This is a genomic window from Bacillus sp. AFS037270 (genome assembly GCF_002585305.1).
In genome coordinates this window covers 16,656-32,822 of the sequence record NZ_NUNF01000065.1, presented here as the reverse complement: position 1 = coordinate 32,822, position 16,167 = coordinate 16,656, and the positions used below count along the sequence as shown (strand labels likewise).

Sequence of the window (16,167 nt, the reverse complement as noted above, 5' to 3'; positions counted from 1 at the left end):
TCGTCAATAGCGTCTATTGACTGCGGACAAATCCGCAATCACCAAAGTTTATCATGTTTATCCTTTATCGCCAAGTTATCCTTCATTTTTCACTTCTTTGTACCTACCTAAACATAGTTACAAAATCAATTTATATGACGAAGAAACGAAAAAGGGAGTTACATCCTAGATGCAACTCCCTGCTTACTTATAGATTTGCTTGCTCTCTTAACGCATCTGCTTTGTCAGTGCGCTCCCAAGGAAGATCAATATCTGTCCGACCAAAGTGGCCGTAAGCAGCTGTTTTCTTGTAGATTGGGCGGCGAAGGTCAAGCATTTTAATGATACCAGCCGGACGAAGATCAAAGTTTTGTTCTACTAAAGTAACTAATTGCTCTTCATTAACTTGGCCTGTTCCAAACGTATCAACTGAAATGGAAACAGGTCTTGCTACACCAATTGCATATGCTAGCTGAACTTCTACCTTATCGGCCAAGCCTGCAGCTACAATATTTTTGGCTACATAACGAGCAGCATATGCCGCTGAACGGTCAACCTTTGTTGGATCTTTACCAGAGAATGCACCGCCGCCATGGCGAGCATAACCGCCGTAAGTATCCACAATGATTTTACGGCCTGTTAAACCTGCATCACCCTGCGGCCCGCCGATAACGAAACGGCCAGTTGGGTTAATAAAATATTTAGTGTTTTCATCAATCAGTTCTTTTGGAACAACAGGATTGATAACATATTCCTTCACGTTACGCTGAATTTGCTCCAATGAAATTTCTGGGTGATGCTGCGTTGAAATGACAATCGTATCAATTCGAACAGGTTTATCGTTCTCATCGTATTCAACGGTTACTTGTGTTTTTCCATCCGGACGCAAATAAGGCAGTAAGTCCTCTTTCCGTACTTCCGTCAATCGGCGTGCAAGTTTATGCGCAAGTGAAATCGGAAGAGGCATAAGCTCTTTTGTTTCATTACAAGCAAAACCAAACATTAAACCTTGGTCCCCTGCACCGATTGCTTCAATTTGCTCCTCTGACATTTGACCTTCACGAGCTTCAAGGGCTTGGTTAACGCCCATCGCAATATCAGGAGATTGTTCATCAATAGAAGTTAAAACCGCACAAGTTTCGGAGTCAAAACCATATTTTGCACGATTATAACCGATCCCTTTGATTGTTTCACGAACGATTTTAGGAATATCTACATAAGTGGATGTCGTGATTTCTCCCGCTACTAGAACTAATCCTGTTGTTACTGAAGTTTCAGCGGCAACTCGAGCATTAGCATCTTTAGCTAAAATTGCATCTAAAATGGAATCAGAAATTTGGTCACAAATCTTGTCAGGATGACCTTCGGTTACTGATTCAGAAGTAAACAAACGACGTTTTGTTGACATCTGAATTCCTCCTTATTATGGAATAAAGTGAGGTTAGCTGTATGGGTTTTATGTATACCTGCCTTTTAACCTCGAATTGATACGGAACTCATTCCCTTAGTAGTATGAAATAAACATGGGATTATTATTATAGAAATGTAAAAGTGCCTTGGTGCTTGAACCAGACTATTTTCTCATTTCGGATAATCCTCTGGCAGTTTATACGATGGAATAAAAAGTACATTTATGTAGCAAGCACGTAAAAACAACAAAAAACCTTTCCATCCAATGAGGAAAGGTTGATAGCAAAAGTTCTGCGTGCCTTTCACTCTTATCGTTCAAGGTCAAGCCTTGCTTCAGGTTTAGCACCTTTGCCCGAAATAGGGGATTCAACTAAAATCCGTTTTTTCGTTTGCAGGTTGCTGGGTTTCATAGGGCCTGTCCCTCCACCAGCTCGGGATAAGAGAGTATCCGTTCAAGGGTAAATCATAACCTACTATTTCAAACAATGTCAATGAATTTTTATCAAATTTTTCCTTAAAAGAGTAAATTGTTACTTTAGATCATTTTATTACTTCCTCTTATTTAGTAATCATTAATCCAGGACTATTTTCTTATCAAAAGAATAAATCCTCAAATATTCACATAATTTTATTTATTAGTATAGACTATTAAAATTAATGTGTTATACTATTTAACAAATAATCAATGAAAAGGAAGGTTTCAGTCAATGAATTCTGTTCATATTCCAACCGAATTAAAGCACTTGTTACAAGAAAGTCATGTCCAGGTTCAACTATCCGTTCCCCAATTAGTCGAAAAGGTTTTAAGAAGAAATGAAGGAACTCTAACTTCTACCGGCGCTGTCAGTGTTTCCACAGGTAAATATACCGGACGCTCGCCACAGGATAAATTTATTGTTATGGAAGAGTCTACTAAGTCAAAAGTTGCGTGGGGCTCAACAAACCAGCCAATCTCGGAGAAAGCTTTTACGAAACTTTATCATAAAATGCTTGATTACTTAAGACAACAAAATGAGATTTTTGTGTTCAAGGGCTTTGCCGGAGCAGATAAAAAGTCCCAACTGCCTATTCAAGTAATCAATGAACTTGCTTGGCAAAATCTATTTGCACATCAGTTATTTATCCGCCCAACAGAAGAAGAATTGCTGACACATGATGCCGGGTTTACGGTCATTTCCGCACCCAATTTTAAAGCGGACCCAGTGATTGATGGAACAAATTCTGAAACCTTTATAATCATCTCTTTTGAACAAAGAACTGTATTAATTGGCGGCACAGAATACGCCGGGGAAATGAAAAAGTCCATCTTTTCTGTCATGAATTATTTGCTTCCGGAAAATAATATTTTCTCCATGCATTGTTCAGCTAACGTTGGAATTGAGGGCGATGTGGCTTTATTCTTTGGATTGTCTGGAACAGGAAAGACCACTCTTTCAGCAGATCCAAATCGCCGCTTAATTGGGGATGATGAACACGGCTGGTCATCTAATGGGGTCTTTAATATTGAAGGCGGCTGTTATGCCAAGTGCATTAATCTTTCTCATGAAAAAGAGCCGCAAATTTTTGATGCAATTCGGTTTGGTACCGTTCTAGAAAACGTAGTCCTCAATTTGGAGTCAAGGATTCCTGATTATGATGACGGCACCCTAACGGAAAATACGAGGGCTGCCTATCCGATGGAGGCAATTGATAATATCATCCAGCCAAGTATTGCTGGTCACCCTAATACGATTGTCTTTTTAACAGCAGATGCCTTTGGAGTGTTGCCTCCGATAGCAAAGTTAACAAAGGAACAGGCTATGTATCACTTTTTGAGCGGCTATACTTCTAAGCTTGCCGGAACGGAACGCGGAGTTACCTCTCCCGAAGCCACTTTCTCAACATGCTTTGGTGCACCATTCCTTCCACTTCCAGCGACACGCTATGCGGAAATGCTTGGCGAAAAAATTCTAGAGCATAACGTGAATGTCTTTTTAGTTAATACCGGCTGGACGGGCGGAGAATATGGAATTGGAAACAGAATGAAGTTATCCTATACACGAGCAATGGTGCAAGCAGCCCTAGAGGGAGAACTCAACCATGTAGAAACGGTGAGAGATCAAATATTCGGACTAAATATACCGGTTCATGTTGCAGGAGTTCCAGATGAGGTACTTCAACCTAACAAAACATGGGCAGACCAACAGGCCTATGAGAAAAAAGCAAAGGAATTAGCGGCGAAATTCCATGAAAACTTTAAAAAGTTCGCTAATGTCCCGGCAGAAATCGAAGAACAAGGCGGACCACTAAAATAGTTTAAGTAAGAAAGCCCATATCATTTACGATATGGGCTTTTCTTTCCTTCACTAACTAAAAAAAGAAGTATATCTCCAAGTTTAATTTGTAGTATTTAAGGATACTAATTGATAGGTTATGGATGTGGTGTTTTTTTGCCATTCCACTTTTTTTATCAGCGCGGTTCCACTTGAATCACAATCGATTGTTTTTTTGACATCAATCGGAATTTCAATAGGGTAAAGTCTATATCCTTCTTTAACTAACTCAAAAAGATTCTCCTCTATCCTTTGCTCCCTTCCTTTAGTCACAATCATCGTATTCATTTCAAGAGGCATACCCATACATATCCGCTCCTCCGCTTATATTACCTTTATTTTATCATCTTTTAGACTGATTTTTCATCCACTTTGATAAATCATGTACGACTTTTCTGTTTACGGCAGGGGGAAAATAGTGGGTAAACTCTTCAAAGTACCAGCATTCTACTGATTTATCTAGTGATCTCAGCCTTTTCTCCAGCCGATGAGCGTGCTCCACTGACACATTTTGATCCTTTACTCCATGAATAATGAGTGTAGAGGCTTCCATTTTATCAAGCTCATAAAGGGCGGTTCTTTCTTTATATCGTTCCGGATACTTATCAGGTGTCCCTCCAATCACCCTTTTCATCATTCTCCGTAGATCTTTTCGTTCCCTATAGGTAAGGGCCATATCACTCACACCCCCCCAGGTAACGATAGAGGCGGCTTCCGGAAATTGGATTCCCGTCCATAATGCCATAACACCCCCGCGTGAAAAGCCAAAGATATGAATATCCCGTACCCTTGGAAGTGATTTCAAAAGTTGATAGGCAGCATATGCATCTTCTTTGTCTTCCCCAGCAAAATCTTCATTCCCTTCTCCCCCTTGGTTTCCCCGATAATAAGGGGCAAAAACAATAAAACCTTCTGAGGCAAACTGGGCAATTCTTGCCGGCCTTACTTTCCCGACGTTCTTAATTCCGCCTCTTAAATAAAGGAACCCGTCCAGATTGCCTTCATGAATGGGTTCTGCAAGCATCCCCTTTACTTTTAGCCCGTTTGAGAGATAGGTAATGACTTTTAATTCCACATTTGGATTAGGAGACGGAAATCGATTAATTTCTAGGATTTTTCCATTATTAATGTCCATCTGTCGTCCCTCCTTTATAGCATTTTTATAAATTAAATGTAACTGGGCACTCACACATCTTTCTTCCCTACATACGATATCTTAGGCAATTAGCCCAGATTTATTAACGTGTATTAAAGGGGGTAACTATTATGAAAAAGTGGGTAAAAATGAGTTTCTCTTTACTTCTCATAAGTGTTCTTATGATTTCATTGGCTGCTTGTAATAGCGATTCGCAAACAAAAACAAAAAAATTAGAAAAGGTACGAATTGCGGAAGTGACTCGGTCGATATTCTATGCCCCGCAATATGTAGCCCTTGCAAAAGGATTTTTCAAGGATGAGGGGTTAGACGTTACCTTAACCACTACTCCTGGCGGCGATAAGACGATGACAACCTTAATTTCAGGCGGAGCAGATATTGCACTTGTTGGTTCAGAAACATCGATTTATGTTTACGCACAAGGGTCCAATGATCCGGTCATTAATTTTGCGCAGCTCACCCAGACCGATGGAACGTTCCTAGTGGCCAGAAATAAAATTGATAATTTTTCATGGGATTTATTAAAAGGGAAAACATTCCTTGGCCAGCGCAAGGGCGGCATGCCGCAAATGGTTGGTGAATTTGTGTTAAAAAAACATGGAATTGACCCGCATAAGGACCTCACTTTAATTCAGAATGTTGATTATGCAAATATAGCCAACGCCTTTGCATCCGGTACAGGCGAATTTGTACAGCTGTTTGAGCCAACGGCCAGCATTTTTGAAAAACAAGGGAAAGGCTACATTGTTGCATCCTTTGGTAAGGAATCCGGTCATGTACCTTATACCACTTTTATGGCGAAACAAAGCTATATAAAAGAAAATAGTGATACTGTTGAAAAATTTACTAGAGCGATCTATAAAGCACAGCAATGGGTGCAAACGCACAGTTCTGAAGAAGTGGCCAAAGCTGTTATGACTTATTTCCCAGATACCGATATAGATATTATGACAACAGTTGTGGATCGTTATAAAAGCCAAGGCTCCTTTGCAACAGACCCTATATTGGACGAAGAAGAATGGAACAATCTCCAAAACATCATGAAAGAAGCCGGTGAGCTTCCGAAAGAAGTAGACTATAAGACACTTGTTAATACAAAAATCGCTCAGGATATTATGAAAAAATAAATTGGAAAGGGAGGCCGGTATCATGAGCTTCTTGCAGGTTCAAGATATTCATCACACTTATTTCACTAAAGCCTCTGTCACCACGGCCCTCTCCGATATTTCACTAACTGTTGAGGAGGGAGAGTTTGTCTCCTTCCTCGGCCCAAGTGGCTGTGGAAAGACCACTCTGCTCTCGATCATATCGAGCTTACTCAAACCAACCCAAGGGACTGTACTGTTAGAAAACAAGCCCGTTTCAACCTCAAAAAATGAAATCGGCTATATGCTGCAGCAAGATTATTTGTTTCCTTGGAAAACGATTGAAGAAAATATATTATTAGGCCTTAAGTTATCGAAACGGCTAAATGAAAAAACAAAGTTCGCAGCTCTAAGCTTATTAAGCCAGATTGGCTTAAAGGGTGTAGAAAAACGACTGCCTAAGCAATTATCAGGCGGAATGAGACAGAGGGCAGCCCTCGTGCGAACACTGGCAACAGAGCCAAAGCTGCTGATGCTTGATGAACCATTTTCCGCACTTGATTATCAAACAAAACTAAAACTTGAGGATTTAGTTTCACAGACATTGAATGAGTTTGGAAAAACAGCTATCCTTGTTACCCATGATATTGGAGAAGCCATTGCTATGAGCGATCGCATCTTTTTATTTTCATCAAAGCCTGGAAAAATCCACAAAATTTTTGAAATGCCGGAAGAGCTTAAGAGGCTTTCTCCTTTCGAAGCGAGAAACCATGAAGCATTCCAAGGTATTTTTCAAGCGATATGGAAGGAGTTGGAGTCCCTTGAGCCAAGAAAAGACTAGTGTTGAACTCCTCCATAAAAAATATCTGAGATCTTTAAAAATCGAAAAAAGATGGGTGCGTTTTTATCAACTGATTATTTTCCTGTTCTTATTTTTGAGTTGGGAATTTTTAAGCAGGATGCAGTGGATTGACCCGCTCCTATTCAGTTCCCCTTCAAAAATTTGGGCATTGTTTATTGAGAAAATGCAAGATGGCTCATTACTAACGAATTTAGGGGCTACTTTAATAGAAACGATCATTGGCTTTATTGTGAGCACCATCCTCGGTGTCATCATCGCCGCCGTTCTCTGGTGGTCTCCGATGATTTCTAAAATACTTGACCCTTATCTAGTCATTTTTAATGCAATGCCCAAAGTTGCTTTAGGGCCAGTAATCATTGTCGCCCTTAGTCCAGGATATACCTCAATTATCGCTAATGGCGTGATAATATCAGTTATTATAACGGCGCTTGTCGTGTATACATCCTTCAAAGAAGTGGACTCCAACTATCTAAAGGTCCTTCAAACCTTCGGAGCAACACGCGTACAATGCTTTAAGGAAGCAATAATGCCGGCCAGCTTCCCTGCGATTATTTCCACATTGAAGGTGAATGTTGGGCTATCATGGGTAGGGGTGATTGTTGGCGAATTCCTTGTATCCACTAAAGGACTTGGATACCTGATCATCTATGGATTCCAAGTATTTAATTTTACGCTAGTTTTCTTATCTCTCTTGGTGATCGCCGTATTTGCCACGTTTATGTATCAGCTCGTAGATGTATTAGAAAAGAAATTAATTAAAGAATAGCAGGGGCTAAAAACCTTCTGCTATTTCCTTTCATTTTGCAGCTGATTAATAAATTTTAGACATTCCTCAATGACTTGGTCTTTCATGATAAAACTGTATTCTTCAGCAAAGCGGAGCTGCAAAATGTCACCCTCGACAACAACCGGCCCATTTGTTTCAAAATAAGTTTTGGTATGCTCCACTCGATCCACTTTCCCCAAAAAAACAGCTTTAACAAAAGCCCCGTTAGTGTCATTCACTTTGTATTCAGCAATGTATTGGAGGTCACCAAGGATGCCCCCTGTCTCCTCAAAAGTTTCTCTTCTCGCCGCTTCTTCAAGGGTTTCACCCTCTTCTACTTTCCCACCTGGAAATTCTAAACCTCGAAGTTTATGATTGGTTAAAAACCAGCGATTTTCAAATTGACAAATAACTAAAACATGTTTAGCCTTCATAGTAAAGGCATGATGACCAAAGGCAAGTTCAATCGTATTTCCGTTGCAGTCGAGAAACTCTTTCATGTTTATCCGCCCCAAATTTTCTTTAATGGTATAATTATATATAAAAAAGGAGAATCCTTAAACCTTTGGATTCTCCTCACAGTATTACTGATTTTCCGGTAAAATGTTCATGCTTTCAATATGGTTTTTTGCCTCTTGGTCCCCTAATTTGTATAGCATACCGTAAACCTGTTGAATGGTACTATCGTAGCTGTCATTCTCCCTGTCATAATGGTATTGAACAAAAGGGACATGGGCTCTAAAAAAGTTCTTCCACTCTGTGGAATAGTTTTGATTAAATAGCTCTCTTAACTGGGTTATTTCATCATCTGTTGCTTCAATTTTATAGCTCCACGTAGAACTTGAAGCAGTACTGAGTATTTGACCGGTCCCTACATCAATATAGTAGGTTTTCTTCTGTTCGTCCATTACTTCAACCCCTTTTACTGTTTAGTAATGTGCCAATAGAGAATTTTTTATTCTTTTTCACATTTCGACTCATTTTTTAGCGGATGATACTATATAATAAACATACAACCAAGAAAACAGATTTTTCAGTCAATTTGTTAATTCAAAGGGAGGGATGATATTATTTGTTTATGGGTATTCAATAAGTATAAAGAATTTCAAATCAAACAATTTTAGCAGGAGGTGGAAAAATGAAATTAGTCGATGAATTATATGCAATGTATCGAAACAAGTTAACGGGTGATGAAGAGGACATTGATATGCTGACATTTGCCTTTTTAGAAGAGATGTCACATGAAGATTTGCTGGCTTTAATTCAAGAAATGGATAAACAAGAATTATATGATTTAATGGGACTCTATTTGATTGAAAGCTTAAAAGGAAAGTTTGCTCAAGAAGAGTACGGGCAGCACCGAACACATACTTATTATCCTAGGAATATACATTGAATTTTACATAACACCTGACACCCGGAAGCGGAAGCGCTTCCTTTTTTATTGTAATTTTTCAAATTTGCCCCTTTTTTCATGGTACAATATTAAGGAAAGGAGGTTGAAATATGTTTACGGTCTTGGTGGTTGGTATTATTATTGTCATTGTCGTCTTGGTACTAGCAGTTACTACTACTTCTAAAGCATATACTTATAAACATACCGTTGATTCATTGGAAAACAATCCCTATGTTGATCAGGAAGAAAGCAAGAAACAAGAAGATGATCATAAAGCATAAAAAAATTCCTATTCTCAGCTGAATAGGAATTTTTAAAGCTTTAGGCAAATACTTGTTTTAAATCTTCTTTACTATGCTCAAGCCAAAAGCGCATTAACCGTTTAGCACCCTCTAAATCATGTAGTTTAGCCTGGCCGCATTGTCTTTCATTTGCAGCAGGAACCTCAATGATTTCAACCGCATCTTTCATTGTATCTTCTAAAAGATCAATGATTTCCTCAACGGTTGGTTCCCCGCTCACAACCAAGTAATAGCCAGTTTGGCATCCCATAGGCGAAATATCAATGATATCAAAATGGTCATACTTTTCGGAATGCTTGCGGATATTAAAGGCCAGTAAATGCTCTAATGTATGAATGGCATCTGGTTTCATTGCCTGTTTATTCGGCTGACAAAAACGGATATCATATTTATTAACAACACCGTCACTGCCCACTTTATGAACACCACAATGTCTAACATATGGGGCTTTAACAGCATTATGATCTAGATCAAAGCTTTCAACTGAAGGCACGTTATTCACTCCTTTTTTATAATCTCTCTTTATCATACAATAAAATCCGACTTATTACATCTTCTTAGTTACAATTAGCAATTTAGACGCTTATTACTATTTATGGTATGTTGTAAGTATGAATCCTGTATTCAAAAGGAGTAAATAGTATGCTAAAAAAAATCTTTATTTTGCTTATTCGCTTTTATCAAACAGTCATTTCACCCATCAAACCGCCTACATGCCGATTCTATCCTACATGTTCCCAATATGGACTAGAGGCGGTTCAACGTTTTGGTGCCATAAAAGGCGGCTGGCTGACTATTAAGAGAATATCAAAATGCCATCCCTTCCATCCAGGGGGAGTTGACCCTGTTCCGGAAAAGAAAAAGAACTAATTTAGAAAAGCGGAGGCGACTGTTCAACTTCGACAGACGTTGGAGAGCCGGCACTGCAAATCCTGATTTTGGATTTGTAGGGACGGATCGAAACGGCCGAGAAGTTAGGAGCCGCAGCTAGCCAATCTGATAACCGTCTACAATTAAATCAAGCTTGCCTGTCTTAGGATCAATAACTAAACCGTGAACCGGGATATCCTTTGGCATTAATGGATGATTTTTAATCATATCCACACTGTGCTCGACGCTCTCAGTCACATTTTCAAATCCACGCAGCCACTGTTCGATATCGATTCCGGAATATGTAAGAGTTTTTAGCGTTTCTTCAGAGATCCCTCTTTCTTTCATACTCTCAATCACCGGTTCTGCCTTCATCCCGCTCATTCCACAATCGTAATGGGCAATAACCAAAACTTCTTGCGCTTTTAATTGATATAACGCGACTAAAATACTGCGCATGACACTGCCAAATGGATGTGTTACCAGTGCTCCTGCATCTTTAATAATCTTGGCATCGCCATTCCCCAAATTTAGAGCTTTAGGTAAAAGCTCTAATAGCCTAGTATCCATACAAGTAAGTATGACCATCTTTTTGTTAGGGAATTTGGTTGTTTCATACTTCTCGTATTCATGGTCCTCTACAAATTTTTGATTGTAATCTAAAATGTCGTTTAAAATTGTACTGCTCATATAAATCCCACCTTTCCTATTAAGCATACATAATATGCCTTGTATGTAACAAATATTATACTTGCAATTAGGCAATTTTTTTTGTAAGATACTAATGAAAATCGTAATGGTTACGTATTATGTATTGTTTATCTTTCAGAATTCAAAAAATTTTTTATTAATAAATCGTAATAAATCCGATTTAATATTTATTTGAAGGAGTATTTATGAAAAAAATCATCCTGATTCTTACTTTCTTTCTGCCATTAAGCCTCATTCTGTCTGGCTGTGCAAAAGAAAAGAATCAATCTAAAGAAAAGAAAGATCAATTAACCGTTTATACAACGGTCTTCCCCTTGCAATATTTTGCAGAACAAATTGGTGGAAAATATGTCAACGTAAAAACCATCTATCCCCCAGGGGCTGATGAGCATACCTTTGAGCCATCTCAAAAAGATATGATGAATTTAGCAGATTCAGATTTATTTTTCTATATTGGTCTTGGCTTGGAAGGTTTTGTGGAAAAGGCAAAGGACACTCTTAAAAATGAAAATGTTGAGCTTGTTCCAACAGCTGCTCACCTTAAGCTGCCAAAAGACCCTCACTCAAGAGAAGGAGAAGAGCTCGGTACAAATAATGTAAACCCCCATGTTTGGCTCGATCCAGTTTACTGTAAAGAAATGGCCGAAGTCATTCGTGACCGCTTGGTAAGTAAAATGCCGCAAAACAAAGAACTTTTTAATCAAAATTATGATAAACTTGCTGCTGAATTAGATGATTTAAATAATCGATATGAACAGACCATTTCAAAAGCGAGTCACAAAAAAATTATGGTTACTCATGCTGCCTTTGGTTATTGGGAAAATCGTTACGGACTTGAGCAAATTAGTATTTCAGGTCTATCCACAACCAATGAGCCCACGCAAAAAGAACTTGAAAAGATCATTTCTATCGCGGAGCATGAGGGCATCCACTATATTCTTTTTGAACAAAATGTTCAATCCAAACTAGGCAAGGTTGTCCAAAAAGAAATGGGTGTCAAAGCCCTTCATATTCATAATTTAGCCGTACTATCCAAAGATAATCTAAAAAATAAAGAAACCTACTTTACTTTAATGGACGCTAACCTTAAAACCATTGAAACGGCGTTAAATCAGTAATCAAAAACCTCTCGGGCATTCGGGAGGTTTTTTCGTTATAAAAAAATTTAACGTTATTTTGGAAATTATTACATAGGAATCCTTTCCCTGCAAACAATAAATTCATATGTGTCTGCAGAGAAAGGAAGAATTACATGAGTGATTTAGTGATTGCAAGGAGTTTATTTGGAACAACTATGGGGTTTCATATTATTTTTGCAACAATCGGTGTTGGACTGCCTTTTATGATATTGACAGCAGAGCTTATCTATCAAAAAACAAAAGATATCGAGTATGTTGTCATGGCCAAAAGATGGACAAAAGCTTTTGCCGTCCTGCTTGGAGTAGGAATTCCAACCGGAACCATCGCAGGGGTTCAATTATCATTGCTCTGGCCGGGATTCATGGAGGTAATTGGAAGAGTCATGCCGCTGCCCTTTCAAATTGAGATCTATGCCTTTTTTATCGAGGCACTCTTCATGTCCATTTATGTTTACGCTGCTGAAAGAATTGCGCCATGGATGAGGATTACAAGCCTTGTTCTTGTCGCGATTGGCGCTATGGGCTCTGCCGTATTAATTACAAATGTCCATGCCTTTGAAGGAACACCTGCAGGTTTTAACATTGTCAATGGAAAGATTGTTGATATTGATCCTTGGGCCGCCTTTTTTAACCCCAGCTTTTTTGTGACAGCCGGACATGTGGCATTGTCAGCTTACACTACTGGTGCCTTTATCGTGGCAACAGTATCAGCCTATAAAATGTTAAAAGCAGAGGCCTTTTCAAGGATTTATAAATTCCATCAAAAAGCCTTGCTGTTAAGTTTGGTTGTTGGAGGAATATTTTCTTTATTAACCGCCTTGAATGGCCATGAGTCCGCCCAATACTTACATAAATACCAGCCGGAAAAGCTTGCTGCGGCTGAGGGGCTATTTGAAACGCAATCCCATGCCCCCCTAACGATTGGCGGTCTTACAGATAGAGAAACACAGGAAGTTAAGTATGGACTAGAGATTCCCTGGGCCCTGAGCTTTTTAGCAGGAAACAGCTTTGATACGGTTGTGAAAGGGCTGAACGATTTCCCTGAACTATATTGGCCGCCGTTATTCGTGCATACTTTATTTAATGCTATGGTTGGGGTCGGGTCTCTGCTGATCCTTATTTCCTTCCTTGGACTAGCATTAAGAAAGGTTTTTAAAAAGGATACTTTCCCAAAATGGCTGATGTGGCTGTATGTGGCCTCGGGTCCTCTTGCTGTTTTAGGGATTGAGTTCGGCTGGATTTTTGCTTGCACAGGCCGGCAGCCTTGGACGATTTATCGAATTTTGTCTACAGCCGATTCCGTCACGACTTCGACCAATCTTGGCATCCTTTTTGCCTTGTTTGCTTTGGTATATGCTATTTTGGCTTTCTCAGTACTCTTTGTACTTAGATATTATTTTAAAAAGAATTCCGTTGTGGATGATTTAAACCGGGCTAATCAAAAGGGCGTGCCGTTATATAGCTCAAATTCTTAAAGAGGTGGAACAAACATGTTGGATGTTTATCTTGCGGTAACAGTCCTATGGGGATTTGTGTTTATCTACGCTGTTATGGCAACAATGGATTTTGGGGCAGGATTTTGGTCAATGTTTTATATTAATCGGGAAAAAACTAAGGCAACAAACATTGCCAATCGTTACCTCTCTCCTACATGGGAGGTGACCAATACTTTTATTGTGGCCCTGGTCGTAGCTGTTTATAGTTTGTTCCCTAGGGGAGCTTATACGCTTGGTACCATTTTATTAATACCAGGTAGTCTCATTTTGTTATTGCTCTCCATTCGAAGTGCATTTCTTGTTTTTTCTAATATTGCAGATGAATATAAAAAGCCGCTCACCTATATTTCCGGAATTTGCGGGATTTTAATTCCCGGCTTATTAATCAGTGTCCTGCCTATAACACATGGCGAATATGTTCATTTTTCTAACAACCGCCAAACATTAGATCTAGCTGGACTATTCTCGAGCCCTAACGAATACGCCTTTTTTGGCTTTGCCATTTCGAGTACTTTGTTTCTCTCCTCCCTTTTGTTAGCGGATTACTCTAAAGCTTCCGAGGAATTTGACGCCTACAATGCCTACCGTCGAGATGCTTTGTTTATCGGTCCAGTCTCATTATTAATGGCTTTTTTGATTATGATTACATTAAAATCAGAAGCTGCTTGGATTTATAATAAAATGATGAATGACCTGCCATTTCTCTATTTATCACTTGCCTTCTTCTTAATTGGAGGACTGGGTTTATTACTTCCTTCCACTAAATCAAAAATTAAGGGATGGCCACGTTTATCAGTCATTGCAATAACGATCCAGTATTTACTAGCCAGTTATGTCTATGGTAAGGCCCATTTGCCCTATATTGTCTATCCCAAAGTAACGATTCATTCGGCGTTTACTGACCCTAATTCTTTTCGTGCTATTTTTATCACCTATATTGTCGGTTTCGCGATCCTTTTTCCAGGGTTTATTTACTTTTGGAGCCTGTTTATGAATGATAAACGATACTTAAAACAAATCAAGCTGGGCAGAAAGTAATCTCCCCTTTTATGGAAGGGATATTATCCGATCATTCCTCAAATGCTATCTGTGTATCCTAATTAAAGGAGTGATACTAAATGGCAAAAGATGTTTTGTGTGAGGTAAATAACTGTACGTTTTGGGCAAGTGGAAATAGATGCAGTGCGGATCAAATTTATGTTGTTAGCCATACAGGCGAAACAGCTGATAATAGCAGAGAAACTGATTGTAAAACATTTGAACCTGTTGAGCTTTCCTAATTGTAAGAAAAGGCAAGCGCCTTGGTCAGCCCCGATATAGGGCGACTTGTCGACTGGCCAGTGAAAGCAGGGTCAAAGACTAGTCGCCCTTAATGCGTACAGAAAGCGATAGCTTTCTATAGCCAAGCATAAGACGGGCCGGCCGAAAGGTTGCTCTTTAACCTTTTGGACGGCTCGTCTGTAGACCATCGAGGGGCTAGGNNAGGCGCTGGAGCTAGACAGTTCTCAAAGTTAAAAACTTTATACTTTCGGCAAAAAAGGTGAATCAGCATCTGCTGATCCACCTTTTTTCAATTTATAATCGAAATGTTCTTGTTGATAATAAAGTTTCTTTCAGTCTCTTTTCATTAAGGCTAAATCCAATACCCGGCTCATCAGGTACTTTAATAAAGCCACCTTTCACTTGCACCTCCGGCAGGATAATATCTTCCTCCCAAAATCTGTTGGATGCAGATATATCTCCTGGAATCGTGAACCCTGGCAATGAGGCTAGAGCAATATTATGGGCACGTGAGATTCCAAACTCGATCATCCCTCCACACCAAACAGGAATTTGCCTGGCAAAGCAGTAATCATGAATTTGTTTTGCTTCATAAAGACCGCCCACACGGCCGACTTTAATATTAATGACTTGACAACTTCCTAGTTCGATGGCCTTTCTTGTATCATCAAAACTTACAATACTTTCATCTAAACAAATAGGCGTCCTTATTTCTTTTTGAAGTACAGCATGTTCAATGATATCGTCATGGGCGAGCGGCTGCTCAATCATGAGCAGATTAAATTCATCTAACGCCTTTAGCCGTTCGATATCCTTTAAGGTATAGGCGGAATTAGCATCTGCCATAATCGGCAGCTCAGGATATACTTTTCGTATTTCGGCTAGAAAAGAATAATCCTGTTGGGGGTTAATTTTCACCTTTATCCTTTGGTACCCCTCCTCGAGATACTGCTCAATTTGTTTAAGGGCATTTGCAGCAGAATCCGTGGCAACGACTACACCCGAAGCAATTACCTGACGGGTCCCGTTAAGAAGGGCGGATAAGGGGGATGAGTTTTGTTTTGCGTATAAATCCCATAAAGCCGTTTCAAGGGCTGCCTTCGCCATATGATTTCTTCTAATCGATTTAAAAAGCAGGGCAGCTTCCTCTGGCTGCTGAATGGGATTCTTTTTTAACAAGGGAATTAATATATCCGTAATCATATGTAAACTTGTCGCAACTGTCTCTTCTGTATACCATGGTGTTGAGAAGGCCACTCCCTCTCCCAGTCCAAAGCAGCCATCCTGATCCATTATCTTTACAATGATCCCCTCACGGTGGGTTACTGCACCTAAGTGCGTTAAAAATGGGGATTTTAGGGGCATTTGAATAATATAAAGCTCAACCTGAGCAATTTTCATC

19 protein-coding genes and 1 riboswitch are annotated in these 16,167 nt (G+C 39.4%); of the genes, 11 read left to right on the top strand and 8 right to left on the bottom strand.

The window, feature by feature from the left end:
* Positions 1-187 precede the first annotated feature (187 nt).
* Positions 188-1,387: a methionine adenosyltransferase gene (gene metK / locus COD92_RS26195; protein WP_098531974.1), complete on the bottom strand. Its 1,200-nt coding sequence runs from the start codon at positions 1,385-1,387 to the stop codon at positions 188-190.
* Positions 1,388-1,694: 307 nt separating this feature from the next.
* A riboswitch (SAM riboswitch) is annotated at positions 1,695-1,832 on the bottom strand.
* Between the two features lie 264 nt (positions 1,833-2,096).
* Here metK and pckA point away from each other — a divergent pair.
* On the top strand, positions 2,097-3,683 hold the full coding sequence (gene pckA / locus COD92_RS26190) for a phosphoenolpyruvate carboxykinase (ATP) (RefSeq protein ID WP_098531973.1): 1,587 nt from the start codon (positions 2,097-2,099) through the stop codon (positions 3,681-3,683).
* 81 nt (positions 3,684-3,764) lie between these two features.
* Here the strand turns inward: pckA and COD92_RS26185 are convergent, their stop codons facing one another.
* Both COD92_RS26185 and COD92_RS26180 read right to left on the bottom strand, forming a co-directional pair.
* Positions 3,765-4,007 (bottom strand): DUF2584 domain-containing protein, encoded by a 243-nt coding sequence (locus COD92_RS26185; protein ID WP_098531972.1) that lies wholly within the window; start codon positions 4,005-4,007, stop codon positions 3,765-3,767.
* Between the two features lie 37 nt (positions 4,008-4,044).
* Positions 4,045-4,836 (bottom strand): alpha/beta hydrolase family protein, encoded by a 792-nt coding sequence (locus tag COD92_RS26180; RefSeq protein WP_098996633.1) that lies wholly within the window; start codon positions 4,834-4,836, stop codon positions 4,045-4,047.
* 131 nt (positions 4,837-4,967) lie between these two features.
* On the opposite strand from COD92_RS26180, the gene COD92_RS26175 reads away from it, so the two are divergent.
* Genes COD92_RS26175 through COD92_RS26165 form a run of 3 tightly spaced genes read left to right on the top strand, consistent with a single transcriptional unit; the run spans position 4,968 to position 7,570 of the window.
* On the top strand, positions 4,968-5,984 hold the full coding sequence (locus COD92_RS26175) for an ABC transporter substrate-binding protein (protein ID WP_098531970.1): 1,017 nt from the start codon (positions 4,968-4,970) through the stop codon (positions 5,982-5,984).
* A 22-nt stretch (positions 5,985-6,006) separates the two neighbouring features.
* Entirely contained in the window at positions 6,007-6,783 is a 777-nt protein-coding gene (locus COD92_RS26170; protein ID WP_098531969.1) for an ABC transporter ATP-binding protein, read from the top strand.
* Complete coding sequence (locus COD92_RS26165) at positions 6,764-7,570, top strand: ABC transporter permease (protein WP_255286751.1); 807 nt, start codon at positions 6,764-6,766, stop codon at positions 7,568-7,570. Before COD92_RS26170 ends, COD92_RS26165 begins: the two co-directional genes overlap by 20 nt.
* A gap of 20 nt (positions 7,571-7,590) precedes the next feature.
* Here COD92_RS26165 and ytkD read toward each other — a convergent pair whose 3' ends face one another.
* Complete coding sequence (ytkD, locus tag COD92_RS26160) at positions 7,591-8,070, bottom strand: RNA deprotection pyrophosphohydrolase (RefSeq protein WP_098531967.1); 480 nt, start codon at positions 8,068-8,070, stop codon at positions 7,591-7,593.
* 84 nt (positions 8,071-8,154) lie between these two features.
* Positions 8,155-8,478, bottom strand: a complete 324-nt coding sequence (locus COD92_RS26155) for a hydrolase (protein ID WP_098531966.1) — start codon at positions 8,476-8,478, stop codon at positions 8,155-8,157.
* A 230-nt stretch (positions 8,479-8,708) separates the two neighbouring features.
* Between COD92_RS26155 and COD92_RS26150 the strand changes: the two genes are divergently transcribed.
* Entirely contained in the window at positions 8,709-8,966 is a 258-nt protein-coding gene (locus tag COD92_RS26150; protein ID WP_098531965.1) for a DUF6154 family protein, read from the top strand.
* A gap of 110 nt (positions 8,967-9,076) precedes the next feature.
* On the top strand, positions 9,077-9,247 hold the full coding sequence (ytzI, locus tag COD92_RS26145) for a YtzI protein (protein WP_098531964.1): 171 nt from the start codon (positions 9,077-9,079) through the stop codon (positions 9,245-9,247).
* A 40-nt stretch (positions 9,248-9,287) separates the two neighbouring features.
* Here ytzI and COD92_RS26140 read toward each other — a convergent pair whose 3' ends face one another.
* Entirely contained in the window at positions 9,288-9,761 is a 474-nt protein-coding gene (locus COD92_RS26140; RefSeq protein ID WP_098531963.1) for an S-ribosylhomocysteine lyase, read from the bottom strand.
* Positions 9,762-9,910: 149 nt separating this feature from the next.
* Between COD92_RS26140 and yidD the strand changes: the two genes are divergently transcribed.
* On the top strand, positions 9,911-10,138 hold the full coding sequence (yidD, locus tag COD92_RS26135; RefSeq protein WP_098531962.1) for a membrane protein insertion efficiency factor YidD: 228 nt from the start codon (positions 9,911-9,913) through the stop codon (positions 10,136-10,138).
* A 117-nt stretch (positions 10,139-10,255) separates the two neighbouring features.
* Here yidD and COD92_RS26130 read toward each other — a convergent pair whose 3' ends face one another.
* Positions 10,256-10,828: a beta-class carbonic anhydrase gene (locus tag COD92_RS26130; RefSeq protein ID WP_098531961.1), complete on the bottom strand. Its 573-nt coding sequence runs from the start codon at positions 10,826-10,828 to the stop codon at positions 10,256-10,258.
* Between the two features lie 206 nt (positions 10,829-11,034).
* Here COD92_RS26130 and COD92_RS26125 point away from each other — a divergent pair, with 206 nt between their 5' ends.
* From COD92_RS26125 to COD92_RS26110, 4 genes are all read left to right on the top strand, one after another.
* On the top strand, positions 11,035-11,967 hold the full coding sequence (locus COD92_RS26125; RefSeq protein ID WP_098531960.1) for a metal ABC transporter solute-binding protein, Zn/Mn family: 933 nt from the start codon (positions 11,035-11,037) through the stop codon (positions 11,965-11,967).
* A 134-nt stretch (positions 11,968-12,101) separates the two neighbouring features.
* Entirely contained in the window at positions 12,102-13,463 is a 1,362-nt protein-coding gene (locus COD92_RS26120) for a cytochrome ubiquinol oxidase subunit I (protein WP_098531959.1), read from the top strand.
* A 15-nt stretch (positions 13,464-13,478) separates the two neighbouring features.
* Positions 13,479-14,522 (top strand): cytochrome d ubiquinol oxidase subunit II, encoded by a 1,044-nt coding sequence (locus tag COD92_RS26115; RefSeq protein WP_098531958.1) that lies wholly within the window; start codon positions 13,479-13,481, stop codon positions 14,520-14,522.
* An 80-nt stretch (positions 14,523-14,602) separates the two neighbouring features.
* The gene (locus tag COD92_RS26110; protein ID WP_098531957.1) at positions 14,603-14,764 is read left to right on the top strand and encodes a DUF1540 domain-containing protein; all 162 of its coding nucleotides are present in this window, start codon (positions 14,603-14,605) and stop codon (positions 14,762-14,764) included.
* Positions 14,765-15,059: 295 nt separating this feature from the next.
* Here the strand turns inward: COD92_RS26110 and menC are convergent, their stop codons facing one another.
* Complete coding sequence (menC, locus tag COD92_RS26105; protein ID WP_098532222.1) at positions 15,060-16,166, bottom strand: o-succinylbenzoate synthase; 1,107 nt, start codon at positions 16,164-16,166, stop codon at positions 15,060-15,062.
* Position 16,167: the final 1 nt, after the last annotated feature.

Excerpts from the sequence above, each read along its gene's own strand:
- COD92_RS26175 (WP_098531970.1), top strand. The coding sequence starts at position 4,968 with ATGAAAAAGTGGGTAAAAATGAGTTTCTCTTTACTTCTCATAAGTGTT.
- COD92_RS26110 (WP_098531957.1), top strand. The coding sequence starts at position 14,603 with ATGGCAAAAGATGTTTTGTGTGAGGTAAATAACTGTACGTTTTGGGCA.
- COD92_RS26180 (WP_098996633.1), bottom strand. The coding sequence starts at position 4,836 with ATGGACATTAATAATGGAAAAATCCTAGAAATTAATCGATTTCCGTCT.
- yidD (WP_098531962.1), top strand. The coding sequence starts at position 9,911 with ATGCTAAAAAAAATCTTTATTTTGCTTATTCGCTTTTATCAAACAGTC.
- COD92_RS26115 (WP_098531958.1), top strand. The coding sequence starts at position 13,479 with ATGTTGGATGTTTATCTTGCGGTAACAGTCCTATGGGGATTTGTGTTT.
- pckA (WP_098531973.1), top strand. The coding sequence starts at position 2,097 with ATGAATTCTGTTCATATTCCAACCGAATTAAAGCACTTGTTACAAGAA.
- menC (WP_098532222.1), bottom strand. The coding sequence starts at position 16,166 with ATGAAAATTGCTCAGGTTGAGCTTTATATTATTCAAATGCCCCTAAAA.
- COD92_RS26185 (WP_098531972.1), bottom strand. The coding sequence starts at position 4,007 with ATGGGTATGCCTCTTGAAATGAATACGATGATTGTGACTAAAGGAAGG.
- COD92_RS26120 (WP_098531959.1), top strand. The coding sequence starts at position 12,102 with ATGAGTGATTTAGTGATTGCAAGGAGTTTATTTGGAACAACTATGGGG.
- COD92_RS26150 (WP_098531965.1), top strand. The coding sequence starts at position 8,709 with ATGAAATTAGTCGATGAATTATATGCAATGTATCGAAACAAGTTAACG.
- COD92_RS26155 (WP_098531966.1), bottom strand. The coding sequence starts at position 8,478 with ATGGACGAACAGAAGAAAACCTACTATATTGATGTAGGGACCGGTCAA.
- ytkD (WP_098531967.1), bottom strand. The coding sequence starts at position 8,070 with ATGAAAGAGTTTCTCGACTGCAACGGAAATACGATTGAACTTGCCTTT.
- COD92_RS26130 (WP_098531961.1), bottom strand. The coding sequence starts at position 10,828 with ATGAGCAGTACAATTTTAAACGACATTTTAGATTACAATCAAAAATTT.
- metK (WP_098531974.1), bottom strand. The coding sequence starts at position 1,387 with ATGTCAACAAAACGTCGTTTGTTTACTTCTGAATCAGTAACCGAAGGT.
- COD92_RS26125 (WP_098531960.1), top strand. The coding sequence starts at position 11,035 with ATGAAAAAAATCATCCTGATTCTTACTTTCTTTCTGCCATTAAGCCTC.
- ytzI (WP_098531964.1), top strand. The coding sequence starts at position 9,077 with ATGTTTACGGTCTTGGTGGTTGGTATTATTATTGTCATTGTCGTCTTG.
- COD92_RS26170 (WP_098531969.1), top strand. The coding sequence starts at position 6,007 with ATGAGCTTCTTGCAGGTTCAAGATATTCATCACACTTATTTCACTAAA.